Annotated in this window: 16 protein-coding genes; all 16 read left to right on the top strand. The window is 54.2% G+C overall.

What is annotated here, in order from left to right; genetic code table 11:
• The first annotated feature begins 13 nt into the window (after window positions 1-13).
• The 16 genes from MTP40_RS11375 (at window position 14) to MTP40_RS11300 (ending at window position 15599) form a co-directional block, all read left to right on the top strand.
• Window positions 14-526, top strand: coding sequence for a hypothetical protein (locus MTP40_RS11375; RefSeq protein WP_223383279.1), 513 nt, complete (start codon window positions 14-16; stop codon window positions 524-526).
• Window positions 523-756 carry an immunity 17 family protein gene (locus MTP40_RS11370; RefSeq protein ID WP_015563522.1) on the top strand — a complete coding sequence of 78 codons (234 nt, stop codon included), beginning with the start codon at window positions 523-525 and terminating at the stop codon, window positions 754-756. Before MTP40_RS11375 ends, MTP40_RS11370 begins: the two co-directional genes overlap by 4 nt.
• A gap of 13 nt (window positions 757-769) precedes the next feature.
• Window positions 770-1312, top strand: coding sequence for a hypothetical protein (locus MTP40_RS11365; protein WP_249259399.1), 543 nt, complete (start codon window positions 770-772; stop codon window positions 1310-1312).
• Window positions 1313-1353: 41 nt separating this feature from the next.
• Window positions 1354-1767: a hypothetical protein gene (locus MTP40_RS11360; protein WP_227622993.1), complete on the top strand. Its 414-nt coding sequence runs from the start codon at window positions 1354-1356 to the stop codon at window positions 1765-1767.
• Window positions 1703-2782 carry an ankyrin repeat domain-containing protein gene (locus MTP40_RS11355; protein ID WP_249259398.1) on the top strand — a complete coding sequence of 360 codons (1080 nt, stop codon included), beginning with the start codon at window positions 1703-1705 and terminating at the stop codon, window positions 2780-2782. Before MTP40_RS11360 ends, MTP40_RS11355 begins: the two co-directional genes overlap by 65 nt.
• A 12-nt stretch (window positions 2783-2794) precedes the next feature.
• Entirely contained in the window at window positions 2795-3634 is an 840-nt protein-coding gene (locus MTP40_RS11350; RefSeq protein WP_249259397.1) for a DUF2262 domain-containing protein, read from the top strand.
• A 13-nt stretch (window positions 3635-3647) separates the two neighbouring features.
• On the top strand, window positions 3648-4151 hold the full coding sequence (locus MTP40_RS11345) for a DUF2004 domain-containing protein (RefSeq protein WP_117506228.1): 504 nt from the start codon (window positions 3648-3650) through the stop codon (window positions 4149-4151).
• A gap of 36 nt (window positions 4152-4187) precedes the next feature.
• A complete protein-coding gene (locus tag MTP40_RS11340; RefSeq protein WP_008723389.1) occupies window positions 4188-4514 on the top strand; it encodes a DUF5713 family protein in 327 nt (108 codons plus the stop codon).
• Between the two features lie 221 nt (window positions 4515-4735).
• On the top strand, window positions 4736-5467 hold the full coding sequence (locus MTP40_RS11335) for a DUF4241 domain-containing protein (protein ID WP_442900431.1): 732 nt from the start codon (window positions 4736-4738) through the stop codon (window positions 5465-5467).
• A 27-nt stretch (window positions 5468-5494) separates the two neighbouring features.
• Window positions 5495-5935 carry an Imm51 family immunity protein gene (locus MTP40_RS11330; RefSeq protein WP_249259395.1) on the top strand — a complete coding sequence of 147 codons (441 nt, stop codon included), beginning with the start codon at window positions 5495-5497 and terminating at the stop codon, window positions 5933-5935.
• Window positions 5932-6195, top strand: a complete 264-nt coding sequence (locus MTP40_RS11325) for a hypothetical protein (RefSeq protein ID WP_006773010.1) — start codon at window positions 5932-5934, stop codon at window positions 6193-6195. The genes MTP40_RS11330 and MTP40_RS11325 overlap by 4 nt, the downstream gene beginning before the upstream one ends.
• A 10-nt stretch (window positions 6196-6205) precedes the next feature.
• Window positions 6206-6505: a DUF6881 domain-containing protein gene (locus MTP40_RS11320; protein ID WP_006773009.1), complete on the top strand. Its 300-nt coding sequence runs from the start codon at window positions 6206-6208 to the stop codon at window positions 6503-6505.
• Between the two features lie 15 nt (window positions 6506-6520).
• On the top strand, window positions 6521-7471 hold the full coding sequence (locus MTP40_RS11315; RefSeq protein WP_249259394.1) for a hypothetical protein: 951 nt from the start codon (window positions 6521-6523) through the stop codon (window positions 7469-7471).
• Entirely contained in the window at window positions 7468-7878 is a 411-nt protein-coding gene (locus MTP40_RS11310) for a DUF6966 domain-containing protein (RefSeq protein WP_097775145.1), read from the top strand. Before MTP40_RS11315 ends, MTP40_RS11310 begins: the two co-directional genes overlap by 4 nt.
• An 11-nt stretch (window positions 7879-7889) precedes the next feature.
• Window positions 7890-8867, top strand: coding sequence for a hypothetical protein (locus MTP40_RS11305; protein WP_249259393.1), 978 nt, complete (start codon window positions 7890-7892; stop codon window positions 8865-8867).
• A 516-nt stretch (window positions 8868-9383) separates the two neighbouring features.
• Window positions 9384-15599 carry an immunity protein Imm33 domain-containing protein gene (locus tag MTP40_RS11300; RefSeq protein ID WP_442900451.1) on the top strand — a complete coding sequence of 2072 codons (6216 nt, stop codon included), beginning with the start codon at window positions 9384-9386 and terminating at the stop codon, window positions 15597-15599.
• Window positions 15600-15608: the final 9 nt, after the last annotated feature.

Raw genomic sequence — 15608 nt, 5'->3', positions numbered from 1 at the left:
AAAAGGCGGTGAAATGATGAATCAGACAGAAGAAACAAAACTGCTGGAGCAGACTGAGGAGTGGAATGATGCGGACGAGTTCTCACGATGTATTGAGGCCATCGAGGCTATCCCGGAGCAGGAGCGAGATTATTTGCTAACCGTCAAGTTGAGTCGGGCTTACAGCAATCTGGCGGTCCTGGGAGATCATGGAGAGCACGGAACCGACAGTGAAGTGGACGGAAATCTCATCCAGCACGCCATCCGACTGCTGGAGTCCGTTCGCACCCAGGGAGAAAACGACCCTTACTGGAACTCCCGGATGGGCTATTCCTGCCTGATGGCATACAGCTCCGCAGCCATCGCCTATGAATACGCAAAACGCTGGCTGGCCCTGGCCCCGGATGACCCAGCCGCCCAAAAGCTGGTTCGGGACTGCGAGGAATATCTTGAGGAGGAAAAAGCCTTGGAAATAGATTTGAAAGAACGGGAGGAATTTATTCGGCGGGAAACTCCCGATGATGAAAAGGGGGTTATATGTAAATGAACAGCGAACAGATCACAGTATTTTTGCAAGAGCATTGGTATATTGCCTCGGTGCTCATCGGGGCCGTGATTTTAATTGGAGCGACCCGCAACTGGAACTGGCTCTGCGACCCCACTGGTACGCGGGATGCCCACCGCCACAGCAGAGGATACCGGCGGGTGGTGTTCTTTCTGTTGGGTGTTCTCCTGATTGTGGTGAGTATCTGGGGATTTGTGCTGAAATTGAAATAGGAGGAGAAAGACTATGATGACTGAGAAATATCCCACCTGGCTCATCGGCCATGTGAAAGAATGGGCGGAGAAGCGTTTGCCCAGCGTGATACTTTGTTCCACCACCGGCAATGAACTGCTGGAGGTTTGGTATTACGGAGATCTGCTCACGGTGAAAGGAGAACCCCAATCCTATATCATAGATAGCGACGAGGCCCCCGGACTGGTGACAGCCCGTGACCCGGAGAGCGGCGAGGAGTTCGTCATCTTTGACGGTGGACGGCATGGCTACGACAATATGTTCTGCGATGAACATGATCCATCCGAGCTGGAGCACCGCCCCCTCAAGCGGTATGAGATCCCCGCCTCCAAGTTGGTGCTGGAGCTGGGGTACAGCATTGACTATGAGGACGAAAAAGAGAACTTTGAACCGGATGAGGCGGATACCGTGGAACTGATCAACGGTGAACGGATGCCGTGGGAGCAGGCCAAGCGGGACGGCATCGACTATATCGCCCTTTACTATGTGAACGAGAAAGGAAAACCAGTCCAGATCCTGGACGCAGAGCTGGCCTGAGTATACCGCAGCCAGATGACGGGATAAAGGAGGGCGACAGCGTGATCGGGACAGATGAAAACCGGGCGGTGCTCCATGTGGAGGTCATCTTCTGGAGCGGCAAACGAAAAATACCACCCAGCCTGGTCAGCGGAAAGTATTGTCCCCATTTTGTGGTCACAGGAACTACAGAATATTTGGGTGTATGCTTTCTGGACGGAACCGAGTGTACATTTGATACACCAGCTTTGGGAAATGCCCAACCCCTATATCCAGATACCATTGACTATGCCCCGCTGGAAAACAATGCGGAATTTTTGATCTATGAGGGAGCCAATGCCGTTGGCAAGGGCCGGGTGCTGGGCCGAACCGTTCCCTATAAAGTGAAACAACAACGAAAGCAGGTGCCTTATGTACCAAATTGCATATATTGGCCGCTGGGAGACCCTTCCGGAAACGGCTGCTGCCATCTGTGACCATGACACTCCCAAGTTGGAGGCGTTGCTACAAGGCGGTCTGGATTTAGATGTTCCCATCCAGCTCAGCGAATACATCAAGCTGATGCCATTGGAGATCGCGGTTTTTCGGAATGATGTGCCCATGATCCACTTCCTGCTGGAGCATGGAGCTGATCCCGGTCTGGCAGAGGAACAGCCCCTGCTGCTCACCGCCGCCCGCTGTTGTGGGCCGGAGGTGGTGGCGCTCTTTGCTGGACAGGCCGCAAAACTCAGCTCGAAGCAGAAAGAGCGGGCCTTCCAGGAAGTACGCTGGGGACAGCGAGCGGAGAATATCCAGGTGCTGGAGCAAGCTGGGATCACAGTGGACAAGTTTGGCGGCGAGGCATTCCGGGCCGCTGTGTCCGAGGGCAACACCAAACTTGCCCGGCTGCTTCTGGAAAAAGGGGCAGACATCAATTACCACAAGCCGGACATGGTGTTTCCGAACGCCCCCACCGCTGTCACCGAAGCGGCTCGGCATAAGAATCTCCCCATGGTGCGCTGGCTCATTGAGCAAGGAGCCGACATCACCATTGCTGACAAATACGGCGACCGGCCTTACACCGTGGCGGTGCAGAACAAGAATCAGGAGATGGCCGACTACCTGAAAGCCCTGGAGCCGGAGGAATGGCACAACAAGCAGGAAAAGATCCGGCAGCTTATGCCCTACAAGCTGCCTGCCAAGCTGGTGGAATACTTGAAGACCGGCCCCCTGCGGCTGGAGTTCCCGGATCAGGAATGGGTGAAGTGGGCGGAGCTATACTCCTTCATGGATGTGCAGGAGATGACCTGGAAACGGAAGAAGCTGCTCTCCCTGATGGTGCAGATGGACAACTACAGCGACTATCTGCTGCTGTGGAGCCCCAGGGACAAAAAACTGTGGTATCTGGACATCGAGCATGAGGAATTCCACCCTCTGGCCAAATGGGATGACTTCATCGCAGATCCCGGCCGGTATCTGAACGGGATGATCGAGGGCGAGTTTGAGAAATGAGGAGAATGATCTATGTTCGAAGAATTCTATGAGATGTATGAGACCGAGGAGCAGGAAGTGGTCGCTCTGATCAATCGCTGCATCGGGGGCGGATATAACAACAGGGGCAACTTTTGGCAAATGACTGTTGTGACGCTGGGCATGGTGTTCTGTGACACCGGCAAGGTCACCACCAAAGAGGAGCGGCTGGAGTGGCCAGTCACCGACGAGGAGCGCAACAGTGAAAAGGGCTGGGGACGCTTTCAAAACGAGCAGATCTGCCGCCTGAAGATCCGCCGGATGAAAGAAGAATGGGCAAAGGATCTGGTGGCGTGGCCCTGGTGTATCTCCGAGGTGGTCAAGACCCATGAGGACTGCCCGGAACTTCAGGCCGTTCTGGACGAGTACCACAAGCCGGTGGTGATCCAGGACCAGGTGCTGGGAGAACTGACACTGGACAAGGACTATGCTACCTTTGAGGGCGAGATCCAGTGGTGCGGAACGGATGTGAGCCTTTCTCTGGAGGTCAATGCCGAGAGCAAGCCCTCCTGGACCTGTGCCCGCAGTGCCGCCAAGAAGCTGCTGGCCGACTGTGAAACCTGGGACAAGGCCATGCGGGAGCTTGTAGCCAAGAACCTGACCGGGCTGTCCAACAACTGGCTCTCCCAAGATGAGGAAAACCCCCGCGATCCGAAAACAGATCCCATCACTGAGGAAGAACTTGCCCGGCGGATCGGCATGACGAGCCTATCCGTCACCTCCGGCGGCAGCTTCACCGCCTGGTTTGACTGCGACGAGATGTTCACCGACCATGCGGTGACGGTCTACGGCTCCTTGAAAAAGGGTCTCAAAGCTGCCAACATTGAGGGGTAAGGAGGATAACATTATGAAACTGAACTGTAAACGCATTGATTTTACATATATACCCGGCGAGGAAATCTTCAACTTTCCCGAGGAATCGGGACTACCCTTTCTCTTCGATGTAGAGGAAGAACTGACCGGCGATCCTGCTGCCATGGATGCGGTGGGAGAAATGCTGGATGAGGCGGAAAAACTGGCAGAAAAGGCCAAAGCCGCCATCAAAGCGGCGCTGGCGGACGAGGACAGCCGCTACCATAGCGTTGTGACCTTTTTCATGGAGTTCCACCGAGACGAGGTAGGCCCGGATATTGCGGCGGAACTCTTTCCGGGAACCGACCCGGCCAAACTGTCCTTTGCTGAGATGGTTGACTTTTTGAAGCTCAAGCGGTTCGGCAGTCTGGTGGATAGCGAGATGAACCAGCAAGTTTTCATTCTGGATCTGTCCTTTAACCCGGAGATTACCGACGAACTGATGGTAATCTACTTTGATTTGAACAAGGAGATTTTCTGTATCACACATGAGAGCTGAGCGTGACTGACATACACGAGGAAAGGAGCAATCCCTATGAAAGCATTTGACCCCAATTACAAGCTGCTGGACGAGATGTATCAGGACAATTACTATCCCACTTTTCTGGTGGACAAGGTAAAAGACGAGCTTCAGAAGGTCATCGCCCTGCTGGAGAGTGGCGAAACCGACACCGAAGTGGTGCAGGAAACGCTGGACGAGGCGGTCTGCGGCATCAATGATCTCCAGGAGGAGTTTGACGAGCACGACAGCGAGATCGAAACGGTGGCACGGGAATGTATCGCGGCAACCGTGGCCTACATTCTGGAGTGGTTTGGCATTCCTATTGACACCGAGGAGGCCATCCGGGAACGGGACTGGTGAACCCTATGGCAGAAAAAGAACTGGCCCTTTGTGATGAGTGCGGAAGCCTGTTTTTCAAAGGCTCCTCACAGATGATGGGGCTGTGCCCGGAATGTGCCCATGTTCTCTATGGCTACCCGAATTGTGACCATCATTTCCAGAATGGCCGATGTGTGAACTGCTACTGGGACGGCTCTAAGAGCGCGTATATCAAAAAACAGAACCAACAGGAGGAAACTGATATGCCTACAACTGAATGGTTGAACAAATACGAAGCAATCAAGGATAAATTGACCTGTAAAGATGACTTGGAGGCCCATTTCACAGAGAAAGTGATTGGGAACATGGCGGTGGATGTACTGGACATCGGTGTCGTCCATTTCCCCACCGGGCAGATCTTCGCCTGTGATCCGCTGGTGGAGCTGGAGGACACTCTGCCGTTCCTTCAAACGATCCCCGCCGGAACTTATCCCGTGAAAATCTGCGTGGTACCCAGCGAACAATACGGCGACCGCTACGCCTGCGTCAAGGTGGAGGTCAGCCGGGAAAAGCCTGTCCGCCATGAGCTGGGCATGGTGGGCAACGAGAATCTGGACGCGGCACTGGGAGATGATGACTACTTCGGTTTCGGCGTAGATGCCGGAATGGGGTGTATTGCAGACATCCAGACCCAGGCGGCTTTCAAAACATACTGGGCCAAGCGGCTGGAGGAGGACCCGGACATCGACCCCTACAACGACCTGTTCTGCGACTTACTGGAGGAAAACGCCCAAGCCCACCCCAAATATCAGGGGGACTGCGGCGACTGGCTCAACTGGACCGTGCCGGACACGGACTGCAACCTGCCCATCTTCTCCTCTGGCTGGGGTGACGGTTACTATCCCGTCTACTTCGGCTATGACGCAAAGGGCAAAGTCTGCGCCGTGTATGTGCGCTTCATCGACATTGAAGCCAGTTATCGAAAGCAGGATTAAAAATGTGACAGAACAAAGGAGAACACTATGAAAGACCTTTGCCAATACGGAAACCGGCCGGAGGACGAATGGGAAATCTTGCCCTGGATACCTGATCCGCGTCCGCCTTTCAAAATCTGGGTGAAGCCGGAGCAGATCGCGCCATTCTTTCTCATTCCCCACCACCCCTATGCCATCTCCCTTCTGCTGAAAATCAGCGATGGGTTCCGGGCAGAAGAATTCTACCGGCTGGGACTGACTGGAAGCAGCGGAGACTGGGAGCGGCTGGTCCGGGGCGTGATCCAGGAGTTCGAGGAAAATAACAGCGGCGTGGATCTGTTTCACTTCGACTCTGACGAGGATGTGTTCTGCGTGTACTCCCAATACATCGACGATTTGATGCTGCTGTCCAAAATGATCCGGGCGGCCTGTGACAATGAAAAAACGATGGGGATGTATCTGAACATGAGCGAGGTTGCGAAAGCATGAAAGATTTGACCACTCAAACAGGGATTATAGTAAAATGCAGTAAAACGGCCATTGAATTTTTCCAAAATGCTCAATCAGTGGATTTCTTCTCTGCACTGGAAATTCCGAAGGAATTCCAAGACATAGCGGTTGAGTTTTATGATTTGATTATGGAAAACGATCATCTCGCGGCCTTGCTGGGCTGTCGCGGCAATTATGATATTGCAATACAGATAGATGAGGTAACCGGCACCATGACAGGGTGGCATTGGTTCAAATGAGGGAAATGGAATGATGGAGTACATCAAGCTTTTTTGGGAGGACGCACCGGAGGGAGAACCGTCGGTGATCCTCTATGAAGTGGATACAGAAAATGAGCGGCTGGCCCTCCACTCCATTGACATCTTTGCAGATGGCCGCACCCGCAATATCCCTGACCTTTACGACGGCGCCATCGAGATCACGCCGATCCCCACCGTGGAGGAATTGAACGCCCATGTCTGGGGTGAGGAGTTCCACGCCTGCGTCATAGAGCAGGCGGAATTTGAGGCCGCCTGGGAAAGCCACACCTATGATGGAGCGTTAAAGTAGCCAGGAGGAGACACTATGAACAAACCTATAAAAGCCAAAAATCTGCCGTTGTTCTCCATCATTGACCTGGACCAGCTGCGCCGGGAAAAACATCTGGAGGGCACAGAAGTGACAGACTTTTTCACGGCAAGGGATGGAAAAGTCTATCTTCTCATGGAACAGCCGTCCGAAACACAGGGTAAGGACTGGCTCAGCACTCCTTCCACCTATACCGCAGTGGAAATCCAGCTGGATTGGGCGGAACAGCGGGTGCTGGAAACGACGCTGTTTCCTCTTGGCCTCTTGAAGTTCCAGTTTCATTATTTGCGGCCCGCAGGTGATCACTTCCTCCTGCTGGGGGCAAGATGCGCCTATCGGGAAAACGGCCCCGACCAGAACGCCTGGATCGTCAGCCGGGACGGAGCTGTGCTGTCCCGTTTCTGCCTGGGGGATGGCATTCAAGACTGTGTGGTAAAAAAAGATGGCACCATCATTACCAGCTACTTTGACGAAGGTGTATTTGGTAATTACGGTTGGGATGAACCTCTGGGTGCTTGCGGCCTGATTGCATGGACATCGGAGGGAACTCCTCTCTGGAAGAATGAGAACTATTCCATCTATGACTGCTACGCCATCAGCCTGGACGAAGAAGAAAACCTGTGGTTTTATTATTACGATGAATTCCGGCTGGTGCGGACGAACTTCAAAGAGGACTTTGTATTTGAACTGCCAATCGAAGGAAGCGGAGTTTTTTCTGTTGCCCCGTCCGGCAATACCTTCCTGTTTCAAGGCGGATACCAGCAACGGGATAAATTCTACTTCCTTACCGCTCATGGTGATCACCTTGGGAAAAAACAGGAGGCTATTCCCACCTGTGACGGAAACAAGGTCGCTGTGGAGCAGTGCAGCCTGCTTCGCAGCCGGATGTTGTTCCTTGGAAAAGATGGTGTGCTCTATGGAGGTATTTGGGGGAGCGATGGCCAATGAAACAGTCTGATATTTATACCGAGGCTCTGACCTGTCTGCGCTCCATCCTTCTGGCAGACCATCCAGAGTTCCAAAACTGGATCGACTGGTTGGAGCGGGACATTCAGGACTGGAACCAGCGGCGGGAGGTTGCCCACCATCTTCGGGCATACGGAGGTATGGGCTCGTTCAACGACCTGCCCAGTATGCGTGGAAATCACGACTATATTTTCGACTTTCTCAAGTCCGTGTGCTATGCCTTCGGCCATCTTTATGGCAAACGGGAAGGCATTTCTCCGGAGGCATTGATGGAGGAGTGCCTGCACGATGTAGAGCAGGCAGCCTATCACCCCCATAAGCCACTGAACCAAGCCATTGCCCAGCACTTGATGCAGGGCGATTTACAGGAAAACCTGGATAGGCTGTAGGAGAACTTACTATGAACGAAAAACTGTCCCGTCCCCAATTCAATCAAATGGACACCACCGAGAAGCAGACACTGATGGAAAGCCTGGCTGCTCGTTATAATATGACCTTTCTTGATCTACATACTTTTGACCGCTGGGGCCAGAGCTGCACCACCGGCATCTTCAAGAAAGATGGTCGGGAGTTCGTCTTTGTCCCCGGCGATACCGTCACCCTGGGCTGGGAGCAGTTTGCCGTGGGATTGAATCAGGAGAGCCGGGAGGAATTGGAGTATCTGTTCCGGGAATGGGAAATGGAACCGCAGAACCCGGAGGAGATGATCCGGGAAAGCATGGCTCCCGTTCGGCAGGCGGTCATTGGCCCCATGCTGGTGGGCCGGGAGCTGGAGGAACTGTGCTGGGAGCCGGTCAAGATGGACGATCCCAGGCTGACTGCCCACCCTGACTGGCTGAAGGAATTCCGTGATTTTGCTTGGAGTGACAGCAGCAGTCTTACCTTGCATCAGTCGGCCCGCATAGAACGGACAGAAGATGGATTTCAGACCTGGATTTATCACTGCACAGACTACGATGCGCTTCTTGCCGGGCTGGAAAAGCAGGGACTTTCGCTGCCCACAGCGGACGAGTGGGCCTACCTGTGCGGCGGCGGATGTCGGACCCTGTTCCCATGGGGAGATGGGTTAGACTACTCCATGCGTCTGCGCTGGTTTGAGGACATGGATGAGGATGAGAACCGACCCTATGATATGGAGGAACCCAACTTCTTCGGCCTGTCCATCGCCTACGATCCCTATATGCGGGAAGTGGTGCAGGCTGATAGACTTACCACCTGCGGCGGTGACGGCGGGTGCAATATCTGCGGCGGGCTGGGCCCATTTCTCGGTTTCCTACCCTGTTCGCCCCACTGTAAGCCGGAAGTGCAGGAGGACAAGGAACTAAACGGAGATTATGACTTCTACCGGCCCATTATCCGGGTGGAGAACCATGATTGACAATAGAAGCTTGATACGAAATAAAGAAAGAGAGGTGCCGACATGGGAGCATGGGGCATAAAAGCATTAGAGCGTGACGAAGGGCTGGATGTACTGGACATCCTCAAAAATGAATATGTACCGGAGCATCCGGTAATGGATCTGGGCGAGATGATCGAACTGATGAAAGAGGAAGTCATGCTGGGATCTGACTTCTCACAAATCGACTTCCTCTTTGACAATACTGCGATGGCTCTGGCGGAGCTGTATTTCCAATGGAAGGATAACAGCAAACTGGACTACGATCATGAAGAAGCTATATGGGATAAAGTCACCGGTTTCACAGCATCCAAAGAAGCCCTTGCTTTCCTGCTGCGGCAGCTCACCGACATCAAAAACGAGGTGCCGGACGAGGACGGCATCCGTGAGATTGTGGATCTTTGGAAGAACGAGGACAGCGGTGAGATCGCTCCTGCGTGGTTGGAACACTTGAATCAGCTCATTGATCGACTGGATTCAGAACAGGAGGCACGACAAATGTATATCAAAAAATACTGGGGCAACTTTATTGGCGGTTCCGATGACAGTCTGAACCTTGTGGCATTTTTGGAAGACCAGAAGAAAGAGGAGATCCCCCTCAGCGAGATATTTGCCAAGATTGGGCTGGACAAACAAAACTGGGACTTCCGCCAGACCGTGGAGTATCTGGAGTTTACACACTCCGATGGCGTGGAGATGGACTTCCACTTCGCCATTGATGTGGTCACTGATCTGGCCGCCATCCTGCTGGAGTGCAGCGTCAGCGGCAGTGTAAACCTTCAGGATCTGGACGAGTACAACACCCCTGCCCGCCGCATTCGCATCACCGCCACGCCAGAGGAACACGACGCCATGAACAAGTCCCTGGCGGATTTTGCCCAGAATCCGCTGGAATATGACCTCAGTGAGATGATGGACAACGAGGAGATCCAGGAGATGGCTCGGGATGTGGAGGCGCTGCGGAAGGAACTGTACGAGGCCGCTGGCCGCAACCGGGACTACCATGTGAAAGCGGAGGATGTGAAATCTCTGCTCCCTGACTGGAAGGGTGCCGATGGCTGCATCGCCACCAACCGCATCACAGTAGAGGGCCGCAAGGTGGGCTACTGCTACAGGGAGGAGCCGGACGGCGGCTGGGACAGCGGCTGGCGCTTTACCGCCGGTGATGAGAGCGACGAGTACATGGACGACCCTAACAACGCCGGGATCTACAAGCTGAACACGATCTGCAATGACGATCCCGACATCATCCCTTTGCTGAACACCCCCGCTCCCTGCGCCTTTGAGCGGGATGAAAATGGCGTGTTCCAGCAGATCAAAGACTGGAAACCAGATGAGGACGAGGAGGACCCGGATATGGATATTTTGAAGCAGTGCCAGAAGTGGCATGAGGAGGACAAACACCAGAAAATCGTTGACGCACTGGAGGCAATCTCTGCCGAGGAGCGTACCCCGGAAATGGATATGGAGCTGGCGCGAGCCTACAACAATCTGGCGGACCCCAGCGAGCCGGAGGGAAAGAAGCTGCTTCACCGGGCGCTGGAACTGATGCAGTCCCACGAGGAGGAACTGGGAGATACTTATTCCTGGAATTTCCGCATGGGGTATGCCTATTATTATCTGGATCAGGAGGGCCGCGCCCTGCGATATTTTGAAAAAGCCCTGGAACTGCATCCCGGTGATGATCCAAAACTCAACACCCAACAAGACATTGAGGATTTGATCGACTGGTGCAAGAAAGGCATTTCTCTGCCGCAGTTCTCGGAGTGCTTCCGGGAAAGGACAGAGGACTGGTGGGAAACCTTTGCCGAGATGGAATCAGAATTGCGCCAGATGATGGATGAGGACAAAGATCACACCCGCGGCGCAGAACTCGTGTCCCAAATGCAGGAAACCCTGAATCTGGTTTTTGATGAAATCTCCTTCGAGATGGGTTTCAACGGCGAGAAGTACGAGCTGATCCTCACCCCGGAGGGCGACAAGGTCAAGCTGTTTGAGCTGGTCTACTTCCAGAAGCACGCCCCCAAGGAGGTGCTGGAGCAGTGGAACATCCTTGTGGGCCGTCAGCCCCTCCAAAACATCGGACTGCGCACCGACGATGGCTGGGACATCTCTGGGGAGGATGTGCAGATCTGGCTGGAGGAGCAGGGTGAAAACAGCTTCGCCATCTCCGCCTACTGCGAAAAGCTGCTGCCTATGCTCCGTGAGGAGGAAGGCCGGGCCTGGTGGATGCTCACTACCCTTACCGACCAAGTGCTGGGCGAGATCCCCCACATGAGATACATAGACAGCTTTGATGTGCTGGAGGAACCCAAGGCAGAGCCGTCCTTCCTCCTGTCCCAGCTGCCCGACAAACTGCGGGAGCAGGGCCTGGAACTCTCCACTGATCCAAATGCCTATCTGGAGAGCTATCTTGGCTACAAAATGGAACCCAATGAAGATCCCGACGCCGATTGGCGGCTGGATGTAATGGCCGGTTCCACCTGCTGTGTGCCGCTCATCAACGGCTATCTGAATGCCGACAACGACTTTATGGACGATCTCCATGCCGACGGAGCGGTAGCGGGCTTTTTCTGCTATCCCCTGGATACCTTGCGGGAGGAGGAAGGATCGGAAAAGATTTTCGACTTCCGGGACAAGCTGGAGGAATTGTTCACCACCGTGGACGGATCGGAGATGCTCGCCCTCATCGGCGGGGCCACCGGCCTCTACTGTGGCTATGTGGACTTCATCGCCTGGGACATCCGAGAGGCGCTGAACATGGCGAAAGAGTTCTTTGAAGGCACGGATATCCCATGGGCCATCTTCCACACCTTCCGCCGTGAAGCCGGTTCTGTACCCCTAAAGCAACAAGATGATGGGACAGAAACTGAGAATCAGGATGACGAGTTGGACGAAACGCTGACGGGCATGGACTATATTCCTTACACCCAACAGAACGCCGAATCCTTCTTCCAGCAGCTGGAGCAGTGGAACGACGAGGATGAGTACACCCGCTGTATCCAGGCACTGAATGCCATCCCGGAGAACTGGAGGAACTACCGCACCGCCTACGCCCTGGCCCGTGCACTGGAGAACTACGCCATCATCGGGGACCATGACGAAGGTACTTTGAAATCCAAGGGAGACAAAGCCCTTCTGAGGGCCATTGAGGTGCTGGAGTCCGTCCGGGAGGAAGGCCAGGACAAGGCGGAGTGGAATATGCGGATGGCCTACGGCTATCAGTATCTCTATGGTCAGGAGGAAAAGGCCATTCCCTACGCCCAGCGGTGGGCAGAACTGGACCCAGAGGACGAAAATGCCTCGGCGGTGATTCAGGAGTGTAAGGCGGAGATCCGGAAACGCCAGCGCAGCCGGAAGAAGGCCAAATTCGTGCCCGGTGATACCCCCTTCGAGGGCTTCGACCTCACCAACTTCTGGGACGACAGTATGTATGCGCTGAAAGAGTATGTCAGCGATCCGCCTTCCGATGAGCTGATCGCCAGCGTGGAGGAGGAACTGGGCTATAAGCTGCCCGCTGCCTACATCTGGCTGATGAAGCAGCACAACGGCGGCATTCCGGTGAACACCTGCTATCCCTGCGATGAGCCTACCTGTTGGTCAGATGATCATGTGGCCATCACCGGCATTTTCGGCATCGGACGAGAAAAGAGCTGCTCCCTCTGTGGAGAGCTGGGCAGCCAGTTTATGATCGATGAGTGGGAGTATCCTGCCATCGGAGTGGCCATCTGCGACTGTCCCAGCGCCGGACACGATATGATCTTCCTGGACTACCGTGCTTGCGGTCCCCAGGGAGAGCCTGCGGTAGTCCATGTGGATCAGGAAAACGACTACAAGATTACCCATCTGGCAGACAGCTTTGAGGAATTTGTCCGCGGACTGGAGCATGAATCCCTCTATGATCCGGATGAAGATGTAGAGGATCTTGAGGATGACGCCGACGAGGAGAAAACTGACCGTAAGGGCTCCTTTGCCGGGTCTGTGCTCCTCTCCAAAGCGGAATGGGACAAGGAGCAGTTGATCCGGAATCTACGGGAAGAATGGGGCATCGTAGATGAGGAGCCGGATGAGGGCGACGAAGATGATGAGAACAGCGATGACGCTGTGGTAATGCGGGTCGGCGGCATGATGCTGATCGTGACACTCTTCCACGGTCACATCCCGGACAATGAAGCGGAGATCAACGCCGAAAACAACTATATGTGGCCAGAGGCCGTAGAGGTGGCCAAAGCGCACAAGGCCCATATCATGGTGGCTGTGTTGGGCGAGGAGGAAAAACTGCTGGAACGAGGTAAGCTGTTCACCAAGGCGATGGCAGTGTGCTGCAAGCAGAAATACGCCACCGGTGTCTACACCAGCGGCGTGGTATTTGAGCCTCGTTTCTATGAGGGCCTTACCGATATGCTCAAAAAGGACGAACTGCCCATCTTCAACTGGGTTTGGTTCGGCCTGTACCGGAGCGAGGGGGGCCTAAACGGCTACACCTACGGCATGGATGTGTTTGGCAAGGAGGAAATGGAGGTGTTGAACACCGACGCTGAGCCGGAGGAACTACGGGACTTTTTGGCAAGCCTTGCCTCCTATGTGCTGGCGTGTGATGTGACGCTGCAAGACGGCGAGACCATCGGTTTTTCTGCGGACGATAAGCACACCATCACCCGCAGCCCCGGCGTCTCCCTGCCGGAGGAACAGATGACCCTGAAGATCGGTTACGAGCCTATAAAGGGAGATCCGGAGGATGACAGCTGCGACCACTCAGACAATGATGACACGCAGGATGAGGAAGAATTCAGTAATCCCGAAGTCTACACCGAGGAGGAGATGGAAGCCGTCGAGGGGCACATTGAGCAGTATTTCGGCAAGTTCGAGAATGTGTTCCATGAGCTGGTTTCTCCCGACATCCATGTGGACATCTGCGTGGTGCCGCCCTCTGAGGAGCGGGACTACTGCACCCTGGTCACCATGGGCATGGGCGCTCACCGGATGAATGTGCCGGAGGAACTGGCGGAATATAAGCTGGAGCGGGCGGAGCTGGCCATTGCCCTGCCTGCGGACTGGAAGCTGGATCAGGAGTCCATGAAAGACGAAAAGTGGTACTGGCCCATCCGCCTGCTGAAATCCTTGGCCCGCCTTCCCATTGCCAGCGATACATGGCTGGGCTTTGGACATACCATGGATAACAAGGAGAACTTTGCGGAAAATACGAAGCTGTGTGCCGCCATTCTCACCGGCCCCCAAAGTACAGAGGAGGGCGGCGAGGTCTGCACCCTGCCGGGCGGCGAGGAGGTCAACTTCTATCAGGTCATTCCGCTTTATGAGGACGAGTTGGACTATAAACTGGAACATGATGTAGACGCTCTGCTGAACAAGATGAGGGGGATCAGTTTTGTTGTAAACCCCACTCGCCAGAATGCGATCACCCGTGGCACCCTTTCCAATGATAATTTTGACGGTGAGATGGACGACGCTTCCTATCACCTTGAGAGCATTGAGGAGAAGGAACTGCCTATTGACCCCATCAATGCTTATAACCACATGGCCATCTACCTGCGCTGGTGTATGGAGCACGACCTGATGGGCGAGGACTTCTTGAAAGAATACAGCGAAGTGACCAAACAGGTCAAAGCTGATCCTGCCAATGTGGATCTGAGGGAGTTTATCCGGGATGAGCTGGACGGCTGTCTGTTCTCTGTGCTGTTCAATCAGCAAGGCCGTGCCTTTGCAGGCTATTACTACGGAGAGGGCGACAGCCCCTACTATCCTGCCGACATTGATGACTATGCCCTGAAATATTTTGGTCCGTCCCGATACCACTCCAATGAATTTCAACAGGAGGCATACTTATTCATCCCATTTGATGAGAAATACTATCAGACCATGGCTCAAGTGATTGAGGAACGCTTTGAAAACTGGCAGGGACAGGACTTCGACGAGGACACGCTGGAGCCTTCCGAAGTGGCTCATGCCATCATGGAGTATCTGGACTGCGAGTGTACCTATTTCCCATCCATGGCAGATGATGACCCCATCATGTCGGCATACAGCTACGCCCAGCGGCTGGGGGTACGGGAGGGCTTTGTTCCCGTACTTATCCAGGCGGATGATGAAACGCTGTTGGAATGTCTGGTAATGAACGCCGACCCGGAGCATGATGCGGACTGCTATAAATTTGACCTCAAAACGGTAGAGGAGTACCGGAAGAAGATGCTCTCCGCTCCTGTTAAGGACGGAAAGGCGATTTTGGAGGAATTGACCGGCCAGCGCAAGGAAGAAGCCGAGGACGATGATCTGGACTGGGAGGAGGAAGTCCTGGGCGAGATGGAGGGCGGAGAACCCAACGACCGCTTCGCAAACTATTGGAACGATGATACCGGAATGACATATCCGCTCATTCTGGCTAAAATTCCGGTAAAGAACCCCTGGGAGATCTTCGCCTACCTGCCCTTTGGAAATTGGAATGAGTGTCCCGACACACCGGACCTGATGGCAGTGGCGAAATACTGGTTCGAGCAACATGGTGCCATCCCTGCCGCCATGAGCCACGATGAATTGGAGTTTGAACTTCCAACTCCGATCTCCAAGGAAAGAGCTATGGAGGTGGCTGTGGAGCAATATGGTTTCTGCCCAGATCTGGATCAGAATGAGGATGGAAGCATTGGCTCCTTGGCAGATGTCCTGTGGCAGTCCACCGTCTGGTATTTCTGGTGGGATTGATGGGAGATT

It is taken from the genome of Faecalibacterium sp. IP-3-29, assembly GCF_023347335.1.
GTDB lineage: Bacteria > Bacillota > Clostridia > Oscillospirales > Ruminococcaceae > Faecalibacterium > Faecalibacterium duncaniae.
This window is presented reverse-complemented; position numbering and strand designations above follow the sequence as displayed.

What these genes read in the sequence shown, in the direction of transcription:
- MTP40_RS11375 (WP_223383279.1), top strand. Translation starts at nt 14, where the DNA reads ATGATGAATCAGACAGAAGAAACAAAACTGCTGGAGCAGACTGAGGAG.
- MTP40_RS11370 (WP_015563522.1), top strand. Translation starts at nt 523, where the DNA reads ATGAACAGCGAACAGATCACAGTATTTTTGCAAGAGCATTGGTATATT.
- MTP40_RS11365 (WP_249259399.1), top strand. Translation starts at nt 770, where the DNA reads ATGATGACTGAGAAATATCCCACCTGGCTCATCGGCCATGTGAAAGAA.
- MTP40_RS11355 (WP_249259398.1), top strand. Translation starts at nt 1,703, where the DNA reads ATGTACCAAATTGCATATATTGGCCGCTGGGAGACCCTTCCGGAAACG.
- MTP40_RS11350 (WP_249259397.1), top strand. Translation starts at nt 2,795, where the DNA reads ATGTTCGAAGAATTCTATGAGATGTATGAGACCGAGGAGCAGGAAGTG.
- MTP40_RS11345 (WP_117506228.1), top strand. Translation starts at nt 3,648, where the DNA reads ATGAAACTGAACTGTAAACGCATTGATTTTACATATATACCCGGCGAG.
- MTP40_RS11340 (WP_008723389.1), top strand. Translation starts at nt 4,188, where the DNA reads ATGAAAGCATTTGACCCCAATTACAAGCTGCTGGACGAGATGTATCAG.
- MTP40_RS11335 (WP_442900431.1), top strand. Translation starts at nt 4,736, where the DNA reads ATGCCTACAACTGAATGGTTGAACAAATACGAAGCAATCAAGGATAAA.
- MTP40_RS11330 (WP_249259395.1), top strand. Translation starts at nt 5,495, where the DNA reads ATGAAAGACCTTTGCCAATACGGAAACCGGCCGGAGGACGAATGGGAA.
- MTP40_RS11325 (WP_006773010.1), top strand. Translation starts at nt 5,932, where the DNA reads ATGAAAGATTTGACCACTCAAACAGGGATTATAGTAAAATGCAGTAAA.
- MTP40_RS11320 (WP_006773009.1), top strand. Translation starts at nt 6,206, where the DNA reads ATGATGGAGTACATCAAGCTTTTTTGGGAGGACGCACCGGAGGGAGAA.
- MTP40_RS11315 (WP_249259394.1), top strand. Translation starts at nt 6,521, where the DNA reads ATGAACAAACCTATAAAAGCCAAAAATCTGCCGTTGTTCTCCATCATT.
- MTP40_RS11310 (WP_097775145.1), top strand. Translation starts at nt 7,468, where the DNA reads ATGAAACAGTCTGATATTTATACCGAGGCTCTGACCTGTCTGCGCTCC.
- MTP40_RS11305 (WP_249259393.1), top strand. Translation starts at nt 7,890, where the DNA reads ATGAACGAAAAACTGTCCCGTCCCCAATTCAATCAAATGGACACCACC.
- MTP40_RS11300 (WP_442900451.1), top strand. Translation starts at nt 9,384, where the DNA reads ATGTATATCAAAAAATACTGGGGCAACTTTATTGGCGGTTCCGATGAC.